The sequence below is a fragment of the Pseudomonas sp. 1L-E-NC-VB-C3 genome (assembly GCF_057291535.1).
Window position 1 is genome coordinate 235,063 of record NZ_JBXAWD010000011.1, and the last position, 17,499, is coordinate 252,561.

The window sequence follows — 17,499 nt, forward strand, 5'->3', positions numbered from 1 at the left end:
GAGATTCTGATATGGACATTCGCCACCTGGCCTTCCTGGCCAGCCAACCTTCTGCGGCCGTAAAAAAGCGCGAGCAATTCTGCGGCATGCCCAAGCGTGGTCTGGCCTTTTTGCTGGCGAACGTCATGTTCTGGCAACCGGTGTGGGCGCAGGCGGACGGCATCGTTGTCAGTGCACCCGGCACCAGTCTGGATCGCGCCGGCAATGGCGTGCCAATCGTCAACATCGCAGCGCCCAATGGCAGTGGCCTGTCGCATAACCAGTTCCACGACTACAACGTCGGTGCGCAAGGCGTCATCCTCAACAACGCCACCGACCGCATGCAACAGACGCAACTGGGCGGGATCATTCTCGGCAACCCGAACCTGCGTGGCGCAGCGGCACAAACCATCCTCAACGAAGTCAATGGCGGCAGCCCGAGCCAGTTGCGCGGCTACACCGAAGTCGCAGGGCAATCGGCACGGGTGATCGTTTCCAATCCTTACGGCATCAGTTGCAACGGTTGCGGTTTCATCAACACGCCACGTGTCACGCTGACCACCGGTAAGCCGGTGCTCGACAATGGTCGCCTGGAGCGCTTTCAGGTCGACCAGGGAAGCGTTTCGATTGACGGCGTCGGTCTTGATGCGAGCAACGTCGACAGTTTCGAAATCATTACTCGCAGCGCGCAGATCAATGCACAGATCCACGCAAAAAACCTGAACATCACCACCGGCCGCAACGACGTCAACGCCGACACGCTCAGTGCCACCGCCCGTGCCGATGACGGCAGCGCCAGACCACAACTGGCCATCGACTCCTCGGCGCTCGGCGGCATGTATGCCGGTGCAATCAAACTGGTCGGTACCGAGCAGGGCGTTGGTGTGAAGCTGGCGGGGGATCTTGCCGCCAGCGCCGGTGACATCCGGATCGACGCCAATGGCCAGCTGACCCTGGCTAAAGTCACGGCGGGTAATGCCGTCGATGTAAAGGCCAAAAGTCTCGATGCCCAGGGCGCGGTTTATGCCGGTACGCAGGTCACCGTACAAACCGCCGAAGACCTGATCAATCGCCAAAGCCTCGCTGCCCGTGACAGCGTCAGCCTGAGCAGCGGCGGCAGGCTGACCAACGCTGGTGTGATCGAAGCCGGGGTGAACGCAGACAACAGCCGCAACGCCAAGGGTGATCTGTCGATCAACAGTGCTTCGGTGAGCAACAGTGGCAGCGTGTTGGCCAGCCGCACCCTGGCCGCCAGCGCAGCCGCAACGTTCGAGAACCAGAACGGTACCGTGCAGGCTCAAGACCTCACTCTGAACGCGGCGCGCCTGGTCAACCAAGGTGTGAATGCGCGTGTTTATGGTGAAACCCGTCTGGTCGTGAGCGCGCCGGCCATCGTCAACCTCAGCGGCCTGATTCGCTTCGCCGATGGGCAAGAGGCAACACTGGTGGTCGACAGTATCGACAACCGTCAGGGCCGTATCGAAATCGCCGGCGGCAGCCTCAAGCTCAATGCTCAGGAGGTAAAAAACACCGGCGGCAAAGTGATCGCCGGTCGCCTCGACGTGGACGCCCGTCAACTGGACAACGGTGGCGGCCTGATCGGCGCCAGCGACGGTGAGGCCAAGGTTGTCGCCCGCGAACGTCTGAATAACGGCGCGGGCAAGATCCAGGCGAAAACCACACTGGCACTGTCGGGAGGGGAGTTGCTCAATCAGGGTGGGACGCTGGCTGCCGACGACATTCACGTCACGGCCACTCGCCTTGATAACAGCGCCAAGGGTGTGATCAGCGCGGAAAACGGTGCTGCTGATCTGACGCTGACTCAGGATTTCGACAACCACGACGGCAAGGTGCAAGCCTCGGATCGCTTGACCGTCACTGCGCAGAGCATCAACAACCGCAACGCAAGTCTGACGGGCAAAACCCTCGAGGTGGCCAGTCGCGGCACGCTGGATAATACGCAAGGCGCGATTTCGTCCGATGACAGCGTGGTTTCCAGTGCAGACCTGGATAACAGCCTTGGCCTGATCCAGGGGACCGATCGCCTGAGCCTGACCGCGCAGGATCTGCAAAACGCCAGCGGCCAACTTTTGGGCGGCATCGTCGACGCAAACCTGCGCAATCTGATCGGCAACAACGACGGCACGCTCAGCGCCGAAACCGGGCAACTGACGCTCCTCGTCCAGCAGCACTTGAACAACGCATTGGGCCGTCTGCAATCCATCAAAGGCGATGTGGAACTGCGTGCCAGCTCTATCGATAACCGTGGCGGTGTAGTCGCCGCCCGGCAATTGCTGGTGGTGGCCAAGGACGGATACGTCGACAACCGTGGCGGGCGGATGATCGCCGACGACCTGGAGTTGCACGCGGCCAGCCTTGATAACCGTGCCAACGGGTTGTTGGCCGCAGGTGCCGATGGCGCGCGGTTGATCCTCAAGCAAACTGCACCAAGCCAGTCGCAACTGCTGAATCAACAGGGCCGGATTCAGAGCGAAGGTCAGTTGCACATCGACGGTGACGAGATCGACAACAGCGCCGGTGTCCTGCTCGGCAACGCTATCGACATCAATGCCAAACAACTTGGCAACAACGACAAGGGCGGCATCGTCGGTAATGGCGGCGATGTCGTCCTCAACATTGCCGGAGTTTTCAGCAACGTCACCGGTCTGGTCGATGCTGGCGCACAGCGCTTGCTCCTTGATCAACTGACCTCGCTGGATAACCGGGGCGGCACCCTGCAAGGCAAGCGCCTGGACATCAATAGCGCCTGGATCAACAACAACGCTGCCGGGCAGATCATCGCTGGCAGCGACGGCCTGAAGATTACTGGCAAAACACTGCTCAACCAGCAAGGTGTGATTCTGGCCAACGGCAGCCATGCCGAACTGGCGCTGAACAACGGCAATTTGCAAAACCAGGGCGGCACGCTGCAAGCCGACTCGGTGAGCATCACCAGTGCCGACCTCGACAACAGTGCAGCCAGCGGCAAGGCCGGGCTGATTTCCAGCCTGATTGATGACTTGACGCTGACCGTGACGCGCTTGGCTAACCGCGCCGGCAGAATGTTCGGCAAGGATCAGGTGATCTTCACTGGTACCAGCCTGGACAACACCGGCGGCGAGATCAGCGGTAATCAGCTGGGGCTCGAAGCCGTCGGGCAGGTTCTCAATCAGGGCGGCCTGATCGAATCGGCGAACAGCCTCAAGCTGACTGCCAGCGGCTTGGATAACAGCGCCGGCGGCCAGCTCCGCGCCCTCGGTGGCGCTGCGAGTCAGATCAAGCTGACCGGCAATCTGAACAACCAGAGCGGCGTGATCGAAATCGGCAGTCAGGACCTGCTGCTGTCGGGTGCCGAAATCAATAACTTCAGCGGCAATGTGCGCCACGCGGCGCAGGGCCTTTTCGACCTGGATGTGAGCCAACTGGCCAACAACCAGGGCAGTCTCACCGGGCTGGGCAATGGTGTATGGGATGTCGGCTCGGTCAACGGTGTTGGTACCTGGCAACTGAACGGCGGGCTGACCTACACCAGTGCGCAGAACCTGACGCTCAATGCTGGCGAACGGATCGCCAGTGCTTCGGCGCTCAGCCTCAACGTGGCCAACCTGAACAATGCCGGACAATTGCTCAGCGGCGGCGATCTGGCGCTGACCCTCGGCGGCAATCTGCTCAACAGCGGCAAAGTCTCCGCGCAGCAGAAACTCACGATCAGCGCCAACGACGTGATCCAGCAGGACGGGCGACTGGTTGGCGGCGGCGACACCGTGATGACCTTGCGCGGCACACTGGACAATCTCGGTCGCCTGATCGCCAACCAGAACCTCACGGTGACGGCGGCACGGATCAATAACAAAGGCACCCTCGGCGCCCAAGGCAATCTCGAACTCACCGCCGCCAACGGTCTCTACAACGATGCCGACACGCTGCTGTTCAGCGGCGGCACGATGAAGCTGCACGGCAACAGCCTGAATAACTATTACGGCGATATTTACAGCCGCGGCAACATGAGCTTCGACGCTGTCGATGGCGGGCGCGCGGCGTTGTTCAGCAACTTGTCGGGCACCATCGAAGGCGAGGGTGACGTCGATATCAACGCGGTTTCCTTCGAAAACGCCAAAGCCGAGTTCGAGCTGACTTCCGGTCAGTCGTCCGGCAGTTTGAGCTGGGTGTGCGGTCAGCACTGCGATGGTGGTGATGGCTGGAAGCGCGGCACCATCACCATCACTACCCAATTCAACGACGAGGTGCTCAAGGACTCGCGCGCGGCGCGATTCGTGGCAGGCAAGAACTTCACCATCCACGCCAACCAGGTTGAAAACCGTTACAGCCTGCTGGCCGCCAACGGCAACCTGACCGTGACGGCTGACAGCCTGCTGAACCAGGGCGGGGAGTCGCGTTCGGGGACGCGCGTGGTGAAAAGGGGCACCCCTGGGCGTATCGACAACAGCCTCTGGGACAAGATGGAGTTCGTCGATGTTCCGGCGTTCAACGCGGCTACCGCGGCCGGCAACTTCGATCAGGTGCGGTTCGATGAACTGATCAGTCGCTCCAGTGATTCGCGATTCTCTTTGATGAGTGACGTCACCACCTGGAACGCAAACGGCAACGCCGTTTACGCTGCGGTGATGCAGGCCGGCGGCAAGGTCAAGCTCGACGTCACCAACAGCATCCAGAACGGCACGCTATACGACAACACTTATGGCCAACTGACAGGTTCTCTGGCCAGCGACCAGACTGACGCGGTCGGCGGCATCAACATCAACCTGGGCAAACATAGCACCGACGCTGTCGCCCAAACCTCCAGATCCGTTACCCGTATCGAGCATGTCGACGCCGATGGCGTGAAGCAGATCAGCTTCACACCGGTGGACTTCAAAGGTGTGCCGTTCGCCGCCGTCGACCCGACGGCTTCCTCGACCTTCCGGTTGCCGAAAGGCCCGTACGGCATGTTCGTGCAAAGCACGAATCCGCAGAGCCGTTATCTGATCGAAACCAACCCAGAGCTGACTCAGACGACGGCGTTCATGAGCTCCGACTACCTGCTCGGCAAGCTCGACTTCAGCGCCGATGAAGCGGCGCGTCGCCTCGGTGACGGTCGCTATGAATCGCGGCTGATCAGCGACGCCGTCATGGCCCAGACCGGCCAGCGTTTTCTCGCCGGTGGCCTGGAGAACGACTACGAGCAATTTCGTTATCTGATGGATAACGCGCTCGCCAGCAAAAATCAACTGAACCTCTCAGTCGGCGTCAGCCTGACCTCGGCGCAGGTCGCTGCGCTGACCCACGACATTGTCTGGATGGAAGAGCGCATCGTCGACGGCCAGAAAGTGCTGGTGCCGGTGTTGTATCTGGCGCAGGCCGAGTCGCGCAACGTGCGCGGTGGCAGCCTGATTCAGGGCCGAGATCTGGAAATGCTGGCCGGTAGCGATCTGGTCAACGTCGGCACATTGAAGGCCAGCAACGACGTGTCCGTCGACGTCAAGGGCAGCCTCTATCAGGGCGGTCTGGTCGAAGCCGATGAGCGCATCAAACTCATGGCCACCGACAGCATCCGCAACGCCCTAGCCGGCGAAATCCGTGGCAATCAGGTCGAACTGACGACACTCAAGGGCGATATCGTCAACGATCGCACCGCCATCGCGGTGCGTGATGGCAACGGCATGCGCACCCTCGTCGACGACGGCGGCATCATCAGCGCCCGCGACAGCCTGACCATCAAGTCCGGACAGGATCTGACCAACGCGTCTGCCATCAGCAGCGGTGGTGACGCCAGCCTGAGTGCAGCGCGCGACATCAACCTGTTGGCGACACGCGACGAAGACGAACTCCACGAATCCTTCGATGGCGGCCATCGCTCAGTCATTACCACCACCGTGGAAAACCTCGCGTCTACAGTGAAAACCGGCGGCGACCTGAAGCTCGATGCCGGTCGCGACATCAACGTCGTCGCCAGCACAGCCGAAGCCACCGGCAACCTCACCGCCGAGGCCAAGCGCGACATCTACCTGTCCTCGGCCGGTGATGAACACAACGTCGAAACCCATAGCAAGGACGGCAAGAAACGCGTCCATGAACAGGATGACCACACTGTTCAGAAAGCAGCTGAGTTCATCGCCGGCGGCGACGTAAAAACCAGTTCCGGGCGTGACACCACACTGATCTCGAGCAAAATCAGCGCAGGCAATGAAGCCTACGTCTACGCCCGTAACGACCTCAATTTGCTGGCCGCGCAGAACAAGGACCACACGCTCTACGACATGAAGGAGAAGGGCGGTTTCGGCAACCTGAAACTCCAGCGCGACGAAGTCACCCAGGTCACCCACGTCGGCAGCGAAATCAAGACCGGCGGCAACCTGTCTCTGGTCAGCCTGGGCGACCAGCATTACCAGGTGGCCAAACTCGACAGCGGCAAGGACATCCTCCTCGACAGCGGCGGCGCCATCACCTTCGAAGGGGTGAAGGATCTGCATGACGAGAGCCATACCAAAACCAACAACAACGCGGCGTGGGTCTCGGCGAAAGGTCGCGGCAACACCGACGAAACCCTGCGCCAGACGCAGATGATCGCCAAGGGCAACATCGTCCTGAAAGCGGTCGATGGGCTGAAGATTGATATCAAGGATGTGAGTCAGGAGTCCGTCAGCCAGACCATTGATGCGATGGTCAAGGCTGATCCGCAACTGGCGTGGTTGAAGGATGCGGAGGCTCGGGGAGATGTTGATTGGCGGCGCGTGAAGGAGATTCACGAGTCGTTTAAATACAGCAACTCGGGGCTTGGCCCGGCTTCGCAGATGATTATTGCGATCGTGATGGCTGCCTTTGTCGGGCCTGCTGCGTTCGCTTCGCTAAGCGCGAGCATGGGCACAGCCTGGGCCGCAGGCCTCGCCGCTGTGGCAACAGGTGCAGCCACGAATGCCACGACCAGTTTTATCAATAACGGCGGAAACCTTGGAGCGGTTTTCGCGGACGTTACTTCATCCGATGCACTGAAGGGCTATGTGATTTCCGGAGTGACAGCCGGATTGATGGCCGAATACCTGAACCAGCTGACGGGTATGAAATACGATCCGAATACCGGAAAGCTGCTCGGCCCGTCGTTAGCCACGTGGGAGGGCGTCGGTAGATTCGCTGGAAGCCAAATCATCCAGGGTGGCACTTCCGCGCTGATCACCAAGGCAGTCGGCGGCGATGCAAGCGCCGGTGACGTTCTGAAGACGGCTCTGTTCAATACCGTCGCAGCGTTCAGCTTCAACATGGTGGGCGATCTCACGCAGGGCGTTCTGGATGATGGCTCAGCGGGCAAAATCATCATTCATGCGGCGGTGGGTGGGCTGTTGTCGGAGATGACCGGCGGGGATTTTGCGACAGGCGCGTTGGCGGCTGGTGCGAATGAAGCGCTTGTTGGTGAGATGAACAAATGGTTCAAGGGCAATCCCGAGTTGTTGCTCATGGGGTCGCAGATAGTGGGGGTGCTCTCCGCAACTGCGCTGGGCAATACTGATCAAGAGTCATTGGAAAACGCCTCTTGGGTTGCCAACAATGCGACACAGTACAACTTCCTGAATCACCAGGATGTAAAAGACCTCGAGAAAGCGCTTAAGGAGTGTAAAGACAACTGTGATGCTGTTCGAGCTGAGTTTGCCAAGCGTGATGCGGATAACACGGCGCGGCTCAATAACTGTTGGGCGACCGGCGATTGCGCGCAGATCAAGGCTGAGATTGATGAAGGCTCTCTTGCATTAAATAAACTTTGGGAAAATGACGATTCGGGGATCACAGATCAATTCCTTCATAGCAATATCGCCGACTCGACCAACGCTAGGACGCGAGCGGTCCTCGACCACCTTCCGAAAGGGGATCCGGCTAATGCGGTGAAATTGTTGGCTGCAGCGGGAATTATTGCTCTTGCGCCGGAAGCGATTGGTTTGCTTGGACAGTTGGCCACGAGAGGTGCAGCTACTTGTGCAGCAAACCCAGTGCTGTGCGCGAACGAAGTCGCGATCTGGACCGCTGAGGCAGGAATGTCGGAGGCACTTCCCGTGGGGTTAGGGGCCACAGCAGGTGGGGCCGCAGCCAAGGAACTGAGTGATCTCCGCGGTTTGATGGAGATCGAAGCGAAAACTGGGGCTAAGCTAACGGCTGAGCAGATTGCGGCAGTCGTTAGGCCGGCAGCGATAGGTTCAGAGGGGGCAGCCACCGTTGGAGGTCAGGCAACCTCTACATTTTTGAAAGATTTTGGCGAGAAAGTTCTTAGTCATAACACCCAGATTGGCGTGCGTAATAGTAAGGCGGGGACGATTTCTGGTGCTCATAACAGCGATGCCTTCTTGGAGTCGGTTGAAAAAACTGGGGCAAAAATCTCCAATAAAACTACGGATGTCCGTTATCCTGGCCTTGTGGAGTATAGTTATCAGTTGCCTAAAACTAACACTCGGGGCGAGTTGGTCGGTGGATACAAGTCCAAATCCACCAAAACAACTTATGATTCGAAAATTCTGTCAGATATCAAGGTGGCTGATATGTCGAGCAGGGCGGCAGTCGAAGCTGGCTCTTTGTTCAGAGCTAATCCAGCCATGAGGGAGGCCAGTATCAAAGTTGATGGTTATTACTTTCAAGTGACGCGTGATAGCAAAACTGGAGATATAACAAACTCATTTATTACTATGCCGCCGAGGACGAAATAATGGCTGATTTGGTTTGGTTAGAGGTTCTCAAGGAATCATTTTCTTCAACTGACGCAGATTATGAGGGTCTTTACGAGTTAATTGAGGCTTCTATCGTAAGAGGGAGGACTAATTTTCCTGCGTTTATCTACGACGCTTCGCAGGGACATGGGTTCTCAGTGGCTGAAGGTTTTTTTTACTCGCTTGATCAGGATTGGGACGATCCAGAAGAATTCAATGAGGTAAGTTTCTTCTTGGGGGAAGCGTTAACTTCTAGCATACCTGTGGCTGACTACGTTTCTCTGATGAAAATTGCAGCTGATGTTTATTCTGCTTACTTTCCAGATGAACGCGATGGAGTTCAAAGGTCTGCTGAAAGATTAGAAAAGCGTTATTCACAACAAATGGAGGAGATAAACGGGGACAGACCACCTTTCAATTCTCGTCCAGCGTAAAAGCGGTGGCGACCTGAAGCTCAATGCCGGTCGCGACATCAACGTTGTCGCCATCGCCGAAGCTACCGGCAACCTTACCGCCGAGGCCAAGCGCGATATCTCCCTGTCTCGGCCGGTGATGAACACAACGTCGAAATCCACAGCAGGCACGGCAAGAAACGCGTCCATGAAGAGGACGACCACTCTTTTCAGGAAGCTGCTGATTCATCGCCAGCGGCGACGCAAATACCAGCCCGGACCTCGACACCACACTGGTCGCGGGGAAGATCTGCACAGGCAACGAAGCCTACGTCTACGCCGGTAATGATCTGAACCTGCTGGCCGCGCAAAACAAGGGCCGCACCCTCTACGACATGAAGGAGTAAAACGTGTCTGTCCGCCGTTTTCCCAAGTAAGGTGATTGGAACAAACGTCTGATGCGCTCCGATCTCGACAATCAAAATAAATGTTCGGGATGGTGTGATCCAGACTGCGTTCTCGTACTGGTTAGGAATGGTTATGAGCAGTGGCGGCACGATAATAGAACGATTTGTGGCCCAAGAGTTGGACGACAGCGTTCGCTCTATTTTGAAAAACGCCTTTGATGAGCGGGTTTGCTCAGAGAGCATTCTGTTCAGGGCGTTCGAGTTTAATTGCTTTGACGTTTCTTTAGACTTTGAAAAAGGCATCGTCACATTGCAAGATGTACTCTCCGCTGGAGAAAGTAGCGTTCTTGATATACCGATACGTGATTTTATCTCTGCTTGTGGTTTGAATGTCTCTTGTTAATTGTAGAGGCCTAGATGTGATCTGACACCGGCCTAGCACCCAGATAAACGGGGACAGACCATGTTTAAAACGCATTCCAAAACGTGATCTGTCCCCGTTTCCCCGAGTCGGCGCAACATATTGAAGATGCCATCGGGGCAGGAAAGCCTGACACGTTGACCAGGCGCTTGTATTGGCGCTCAATGCAGAGAGTTGCCTAACGGGACGAAGGTTAGAATAGAGGTGATAGATTAGATTGTGAATAATTTGGATAAGTTGTTATCGATTGCAAGTTCGTCCTTGAGTGAGCGTGAACCAGAACTGTCTGGGCCAATACGCAACATGGCAGGGACTTCGGCGGAACAACTTTTTAATGTGCTGCGTCAGCGCAATGGCTTCTATGCTTTTGAAGGCGCGCTGCATATTTTTCCAAGCAACTCCAGCCAAAGTGAAATGGGCATATCTGATTGGAATCATGCTGACCTGTGGCGCACTAGCTACAAAGGTCTAGCCGATAATGGTGTCTTTTTTGCTGAAGATATCTTTGGTGGGCAGTTCTGTATCAAGGATGGCAGTATCTACATTTTTGATCCGGAAACTGGCTCGTTAGAGTACTTGGCTGCGGATGTTGAAAGCTGGGCTGAAGTAGTTCTGCACGACTATGAAGTATTGACAGGCTATCCGTTGGCTCATCAGTGGCAAAAGCGCAATGGTCCAGTTCGTGCTGGGATGCGTTTGCTGCCCAAAGTGCCTTTTGTAATGGGTGGTGATTTTTCCTTGGATAATTTATATGTTGCCGATGCTGTAGAAGGCATGCGGCTCAGAGCCGATATAGCCGATAAGATTAAAAATTTACCAGACGGTACTCAGGTTTAATTCAGTCTGGACTGACAGGAGACAAATGATAGTTTCAGCGATGTTTGATTCCCTCGTCACATTTGACTGCGTATATGGAGGCTTTGAGCTCGAAAATGGAGTAGTTCGCCTTTATGTCGAAAGAGGCCTAGCCTTGAAAAAAACGAAGTTGGTAACAGCGGCGGATGGCGCTCGGATCGTACAGTGTGATGAAGATGAGTGTCCTAAGGGCGAAAATATTTTTCCTGTTCATTATATTTACGATCCCGCTAGAGATGTGGAGTATGTTGAATGGAGTCTTGTAAATGGTTTGTTACACGCTCGAAGCGAGGGTGGTGAATGGGTCAAATACGAGAGCAAGAGTGAAGGTTTGCACGCAATGCATGAATATGTGGGTGACTGCTGGCTGGTCTTTTCGGGTGTGAGTGTGTTGAGAAAAGTTATCTATGAATATTCTCTCGATCGAAAGAGTTCCTCAGGTAATGAGTTTGTCGAGGAGTTTATTAGTGGGCCTAAAGTCGATAAGTCTGCAAGTGAGTATTTTCTTGAGGGTGAAATAAACGTTTTGCCTGGGCCAGGATGGATGTCTTTGAAAATTGATGCAGATTCGTTTCATATCGAGATTCCCGACGATTGAAAGAAAAGCGGATAAATGGGGACCGGATAAATGGGGAAAGACCACCTTTCGAGAGACAAACGGGGACAGGCCACCTTCAAATTCGCGTCGAGCGTAAAAGCGGCGGTGACCTGCAGCTCGATGCCGTCGCAACATCTATTTGTCCTCGGCCGGAGATGAATACAACGTCGAAACCCATAGCAAGGACGGCAAGAAACGTGTCCATGAACAGGACGACCACACTGTTCAGAAAGCCGCCGAGTTCATCGCCGGCGGCGACGTAAAAACCAGTTCCGGCCGTGACACCACACTGGTCGCGAGCAAAATCAGCGCAGGCAATGAAGCCTACGTCTACGCCGGTAACGACCTCAATCTGCTGGCCGCGCAGAACAAGGACCACACCCTTTACGACATGAAGGAGAAGGGCGGTTTCGGCAACCTGAAACTCCAGCGCGACGAAGTCACCCAGGTCACCCACGTCGGCAGCGAAATCAAGACCGGCGGCAACCTGTCTCTGGTCAGCCTGGGCGACCAGCATTACCAGGTGGCCAAACTCGACAGCGGCAAGGACATCCTCCTCGACAGCGGCGGCGCCATCACCTTCGAAGGGGTGAAGGATCTGCATGACGAGAGCCATACCAAAACCAACAACAACGCCGCATGGGTCTCGGCCAAGGGTCGCGGCAACACCGACGAAACCCTGCGCCAGACGCAGATGATCGCCAAGGGCAACATCGTCCTAAAAGCGGTCGATGGGCTGAAGATTGATATCAAGGATGTGAGTCAGGAGTCCGTCAGCCAGACCATTGATGCGATGGTCAAGGCTGATCCGCAACTGGCGTGGTTGAAGGATGCGGAGGCTCGGGGAGATGTTGATTGGCGGCGCGTGAAGGAGATTCACGAGTCGTTTAAATACAGCAACTCGGGGCTTGGCCCGGCTTCGCAGATGATTATTGCGATCGTGATGGCTGCCTTTGTCGGGCCTGCTGCGTTCGCTTCGCTAAGCGCGAGCATGGGCACAGCCTGGGCCGCAGGCCTCGCCGCTGTGGCAACAGGTGCAGCCACAAATGCCACGACCAGTTTTATCAATAACGGCGGAAACCTTGGAGCGGTTTTCGCGGACGTTACTTCATCCGATGCACTGAAGGGCTATGTGATTTCCGGAGTGACAGCCGGATTGATGGCCGAATACCTGAACCAGCTGACGGGTATGAAATACGATCCGAATACCGGAAAGTTGCTCGGCCCGTCGTTAGCCACGTGGGAGGGCGTCGGCAGATTTGCTGGAAGCCAAATCATCCAGGGTGGCACTTCCGCGCTGATCACCAAGGCAGTCGGCGGCGATGCAAGTGCCGGTGACGTTCTGAAGACGGCTCTGTTCAATACCGTCGCGGCGTTCAGCTTCAACATGGTGGGCGATCTTACGCAGGGCGTTCTGGATGATGGCTCAGCGGGCAAAATCATCATTCATGCGGCGGTGGGTGGGCTGTTGTCGGAGATGACCGGCGGGGATTTTGCGACAGGCGCGTTGGCGGCTGGTGCGAATGAAGCGCTTGTTGGTGAGATGAACAAATGGTTCAAGGGCAATCCCGAGTTGTTGCTCATGGGGTCGCAGATAGTGGGGGTGCTCTCCGCAACTGCGCTGGGCAATACTGATCAAGAGTCATTGGAAAACGCTTCTTGGGTTGCCAACAACGCGACACAGTACAACTTCCTGAATCATCAGCAAGTAGACGATCTCGTCACAGAGTTGAAGGGCTGTAGAGCTAGCGAAAATCCAGCAGCCTGTCGAGAGAAAGTGAAGGATACCTATGCGAAACTGAGCGCGAAAACCAGTGGATCCGAACTGTTCAAGTGCGAGGGTTTCGATCAGTGTAATGGTCAGACGAACGCCGCTGAAGGAGGGACCCTGGCGCTTGAAAACTACGATGCAAATGGCGGGTTAAGTGCTGAAGAGCGAGCGATTGTTCAGGACTTCCAAGACTCGAACCACACGGACGAGCTGAACTCTCACCATAAAACGATGCTGGGTGATCATGCGGAAATCGCTGGGACGATTCTGACTGGAGGGATCGGGGCTGGGAGCAAATTGGTTGGCAAAACCGAGGAGGTTCTGGTTGGTGCAAAAGGTGCGGCGGATATCGGAGCCGTAGACGACGTAGCTCTTCCCGGCTTAGGTTCGACACCAGGCCTACTCTCGTCACCTAGCATTCCATCGGGAGCAGGACTTGGTGGTTTCAAATTTGGACTAAGCGCGGGTGAAATAAACGCCATCAATTCAAAATTTGATGGTTCAATATCGTTTCGAAGCGTGGATACGGCTATTGCAAACGCCAGCAATTATGATGGATTCTTTAATAAGGCTGGTTCAATTATAAGAGATATCGCAGGGGGGCATCTGTTTGATAATGGGAATAAACGAACGGCTGTTGAGGTTGTGGAGCGGCTAATTATAAGAAACGGTGTCGATGGTCCGCCAAAGCAGGTGATATGGAATGTCGTAGATAAGGTTGCTACAGGGAAATTAACAGATGTTAAAGATATTTCTAACGCATTGAGAGGTCTGGATTGATGTCTTGTGATCCTTCTGATAAATATGCTGCTCGTTTTGGGTTTTTAGATATGAATAGTGTGCATCTGGATGATTTCATTCAGATTATGGAGCTGGTAGCAAAAAAATGCGAAGGATTCTTTATATTTAAAATCGACGGTGAAAGGAAGTCCGATATTTATACTTTTGTTCTAAATGCCTCTTCGCAAAGTAACGTGGTTCTAAGAAAGGACACAGATAATATACGAGAAGGTATGAGGTTTTTTTTCTGCGAGCTTGAAAGAGCTGGAATCTACCTCTGACTAAAGAGTTGGCAGGTTCGGCAGTCGAAAGCTCAGCGTATCTAGAAGTGCGGTGTGTGGCTTCTTTCGGGAATGGTCGGCAGCGAAATCGAGACCGGTGGCAACCTGTCGCTGATCAGCTAGGGCGACCAGCATTACCGGTGGCCAAACTCGACAGCGACAAGGGCTTCGTCCTCGATAGCGGCGGCGCCATCACCTTCGAAGGGGTGGAGGATCTGCATGACGAGAGTCACACCAAAACCAATAACAACGCCGCGTGGGTCTCGGCCAAAGGTCTGGGGCAACACCGACGAAACCCTGCGACAGACCCAGATGATTTCCATAGGCAACATTGTCCTGGAGATAAACGGGGACAGATCACCTTTCAATTCGCGTCGAGCGTATAACGCGATGGTGACCTGAAGCTCGATGCCGGTCGCGACATCAGCGTCGTCGCCATCGCCGAAGCTACCGGCAACCTTACCGCCGAGGCCAAGCGCGACCTCAACATGTCCTCGGCCGGTGATAAGCACAACGTCGAAACCCATAGCGAGGACGGCAAGAAACGCCTCCATGAGCAGTACAACCACACCGTTTAAAAAGCTGTTGAATTAATCGCTGGCGGCGACGTAAAACCCAGCTCGGGCCGTGACATCACTTTGATCGCGGGTAAGATCTGCGCAGGCAACGACGTCTACACCGGCAATGACCTGAACCTGCTGGCCGCGCAGAACAAGGACCATACCCTATGCGACATGGAGGAGTAAAACGTGGTCTGTCCCCCCGTTTTCAAAATGGCAACGTCCACCGATTTGAAGGGACGAATGGTGGGTTTCACTGGAACGGTAGTACGGGTGACGCCGGCAACCAATTGTCGGCTAGTTATATACCGGCGGCGGTGCAAAAAACGCTAGGAGTAAGATTGAAGTGATTTACGGTGATCCTTTTATATTCTCAATTCAGTTTGATGTCGTGAGGGATTGGAATGATTCAAGTTGTTTCTGGGCAAATGGCTTGTTTTCGTTGTTTGTTTGTGGGGAAAGGCTCCTTGATGTGGTGGATGTAGTCGAGCTTAAAACTGCCGTGAACTTCTACGCAAAAATGGAGTTCGAAAATGTAGAGGAGGGCGATTCGGCGATTTCTGCAAAAGAATTATTTGCTTCCGCGCATCGTTATTTCTTCAAAGGAGAGTCCGCCATTTTAGAAGGCGTGCAAGATATAACGTGCACCTTTTTGGGAGACGCCGGTCTGTTTATTTTTTTTCAAAAAACAGCGCATGCAGACAGACTGGTCTGGAGTAAGGACTTTGGCAACCTTGTCCATGAGGCGTTGCTGCCTCGGGGGGCAGTGGTTGGCGTAATTGAAAGTATTGAAGAGTTGTAGATGTTTTGTGGTAGTTGTAGCGATGCAGGTTTGTTGAACTCGAAGAATCTGGCCGCTACTCTTTGAAAAGGTAAGAAAGAGTTGATTAAAGCCGGACTTTTGCTGCTTTTTATTGTCCTGATGGCAGGCTGCCATTCCAACGTCAGAGACTCTTCCCCCAGTCTATTGAAGGATGGTGTCCAACTTCAGCAAAGAACGGCAACGCCAGATGCACAACACGCCAAAGTCATCATGAAATCGACAGGCTACACATATCCTGTCGAGTGCTCGGTTCGCCGTGCTACAGATCCTGATCGGCGAATGGAAGTGATGGGTACTGTGGTCGATTCCGAGCGGGGTAAGGTATTCGGCTGGATCGCCAAGCTTAACGAAGCGGCCAATAGCGCCACGTTCAAGCACTTCCCTCAGTTGGAAGCGCAAGCCAATGCCGACGAACCCTTCGAAGTGTCGGGGCGTTCCAACGGCATGGGCACCGGCAACACTTATAGCTGCGGGCCGCTGAGCAGTACCTTTACGCCGGAGCGAAGCAAGGTCTACCTGGTGGAGTTTCAGTTTGTTGGGCGGGGTTGCGAGCAGCGTGTTTACGATGTCACCCAGCCGGGCCAGCGCATTCCCGTGATCTCTAAAAACTAAAGCCCCGGACAAGTCCGGGGCCTTTTAGTGGGTCAGAGACCGTCCGCCGAGTAATCAACGAAACGCCGGCACCACATGCTTGATAAACAACTCCAGCGACTTCTTCTTCTCTTCATGCGGCAAGCTGTTGTCGCACCAGAAACTAAACTCATCCACCCCCAATTCCTGGTAATACTTGATCCGCGGAATGATCTCTTCCGGCGTGCCGATCATTGCGGTCTTGTGCAGGCTCTCCAGTTCAAACTCAGGACGCCCGGCAAACTTCTCTTCAGGACTCGGCGCGAGGAAGCCATTGACCGGGGTTTGCTTGTTGCCGAACCAGGCATCGAACGTGCGGTAGAAACGTGAGATGGCTTTGGCGCCAACTTGCCAGCCGTCCGGGTCATCAGCGGTGTGCACGTGGGTGTGGCGCAGCACCATCAATTGTGGGCGCGGTACGTCTGGGTTGTTGTCCAGTGCAGTCTGGAATTTGTTCTTCAGGTCGAGGACTTCTTCGTCGCCTTTCATCAATGGCGTGACCATGACGTTGCAGCCGTTGGCGACGGCGAAGTTGTGCGAGTCGGGGTCGCGGGCGGCGATCCACATGGGTGGGTTGGGCTTCTGGATCGGTTTCGGCACGCTGGTGGAGGTGGGGAATTTCCAGATGTCGCCGTCGTGGGCGTAGTCGCCTTGCCACAGGGCGCGGACCACCGGGACCATTTCGCGCAGGGCCTGGCCGCCGCTGGAGGCGGGCATGCCGCCGGCCATGCGGTCGAATTCGACTTGATAGGCGCCGCGCGCCAGACCGACTTCCATGCGGCCGTTGCTGATCACGTCGAGCAGGGCGCATTCGCCGGCGACGCGCAGCGGGTGCCAGAACGGCGCGATGATGGTGCCGGCGCCGAGGTGGATGGTGGTGGTTTTCGCCGCGAGGTAGGCCAGCAGCGGCATCGGGCTTGGGGAGATGGTGTATTCCATGGCGTGGTGTTCGCCGATCCACACGGTGCTGAAACCGCCAGCCTCGGCCATCAGGGTCAGTTCTGTCAGGTCTTCGAACAGTTGGCGGTGGCTGACGCTTTCGTCCCAGCGTTCCATGTGTACGAACAGGGAAAATTTCATGACGCTACCTCGAGTCTTTTGTAATTGGCCGGTCGTGTGCGGGCCTGTCGAACTGACGTGAACGCTGCGCGCTCGCGAGTCTTCTCACCATTCAAGCACGCCTTCGAGGACGGCTGTTCGGTTGATTGAATATTGGTATACCATAATACGGAATATCCGCAAAATATTTCTGACCGACACTTCGAACAAGGAAGGCGCAAGCAATGAACATAAAACAAAAACTGACTCTGGCGTTTGC

Annotated in this window: 10 protein-coding genes and 1 pseudogene; 8 read left to right on the forward strand and 3 right to left on the reverse strand. The window is 55.4% G+C overall.

Annotated elements, in window-relative coordinates; all coding sequences use genetic code 11:
• Positions 1 to 11: 11 nt before the first annotated feature.
• Entirely contained in the window at positions 12 to 8,663 is an 8,652-nt protein-coding gene (locus AC0Z5Z_RS19575) for a two-partner secretion domain-containing protein (protein ID WP_252876462.1), read from the forward strand.
• Positions 8,663 to 9,097, forward strand: coding sequence for a hypothetical protein (locus AC0Z5Z_RS19580; protein WP_016775049.1), 435 nt, complete (start codon positions 8,663 to 8,665; stop codon positions 9,095 to 9,097). Before AC0Z5Z_RS19575 ends, AC0Z5Z_RS19580 begins: the two co-directional genes overlap by 1 nt.
• Here the strand turns inward: AC0Z5Z_RS19580 and AC0Z5Z_RS19585 are convergent.
• Positions 9,078 to 9,377, reverse strand: coding sequence for a hypothetical protein (locus AC0Z5Z_RS19585; protein ID WP_130927882.1), 300 nt, complete (start codon positions 9,375 to 9,377; stop codon positions 9,078 to 9,080). The genes AC0Z5Z_RS19580 and AC0Z5Z_RS19585 overlap by 20 nt on opposite strands.
• Before the next feature lie 218 nt (positions 9,378 to 9,595).
• Here AC0Z5Z_RS19585 and AC0Z5Z_RS19590 point away from each other — a divergent pair, with 218 nt between their 5' ends.
• The 4 genes and pseudogenes from AC0Z5Z_RS19590 to AC0Z5Z_RS19605 all read left to right on the forward strand — a co-directional run.
• Positions 9,596 to 9,865, forward strand: coding sequence for a hypothetical protein (locus AC0Z5Z_RS19590; RefSeq protein ID WP_016775048.1), 270 nt, complete (start codon positions 9,596 to 9,598; stop codon positions 9,863 to 9,865).
• Positions 9,866 to 10,102: 237 nt separating this feature from the next.
• On the forward strand, positions 10,103 to 10,720 hold the full coding sequence (locus AC0Z5Z_RS19595) for an SMI1/KNR4 family protein (RefSeq protein ID WP_224787207.1): 618 nt from the start codon (positions 10,103 to 10,105) through the stop codon (positions 10,718 to 10,720).
• A gap of 40 nt (positions 10,721 to 10,760) precedes the next feature.
• Entirely contained in the window at positions 10,761 to 11,336 is a 576-nt protein-coding gene (locus tag AC0Z5Z_RS19600) for a hypothetical protein (protein ID WP_485611549.1), read from the forward strand.
• 127 nt (positions 11,337 to 11,463) lie between these two features.
• Positions 11,464 to 13,887: pseudogene (locus AC0Z5Z_RS19605) on the forward strand (DUF637 domain-containing protein); the annotation flags it as partial.
• Between the two features lie 415 nt (positions 13,888 to 14,302).
• On the opposite strand, the gene AC0Z5Z_RS19610 reads toward AC0Z5Z_RS19605, so the two are convergent.
• Entirely contained in the window at positions 14,303 to 14,722 is a 420-nt protein-coding gene (locus tag AC0Z5Z_RS19610; RefSeq protein ID WP_485611550.1) for a hypothetical protein, read from the reverse strand.
• Positions 14,723 to 15,074: 352 nt separating this feature from the next.
• On the opposite strand from AC0Z5Z_RS19610, the gene AC0Z5Z_RS19615 reads away from it, so the two are divergent.
• Together AC0Z5Z_RS19615 and AC0Z5Z_RS19620 are read left to right on the forward strand one after the other, a co-directional pair.
• On the forward strand, positions 15,075 to 15,530 hold the full coding sequence (locus tag AC0Z5Z_RS19615; protein WP_159894627.1) for an Imm42 family immunity protein: 456 nt from the start codon (positions 15,075 to 15,077) through the stop codon (positions 15,528 to 15,530).
• A gap of 120 nt (positions 15,531 to 15,650) precedes the next feature.
• Positions 15,651 to 16,163, forward strand: a complete 513-nt coding sequence (locus AC0Z5Z_RS19620) for a hypothetical protein (RefSeq protein ID WP_371857529.1) — start codon at positions 15,651 to 15,653, stop codon at positions 16,161 to 16,163.
• A 54-nt stretch (positions 16,164 to 16,217) separates the two neighbouring features.
• Here AC0Z5Z_RS19620 and AC0Z5Z_RS19625 read toward each other — a convergent pair whose 3' ends face one another.
• Positions 16,218 to 17,261, reverse strand: a complete 1,044-nt coding sequence (locus AC0Z5Z_RS19625; protein ID WP_101155121.1) for an LLM class flavin-dependent oxidoreductase — start codon at positions 17,259 to 17,261, stop codon at positions 16,218 to 16,220.
• Between the last annotated feature and the right edge of the window lie 238 nt (positions 17,262 to 17,499).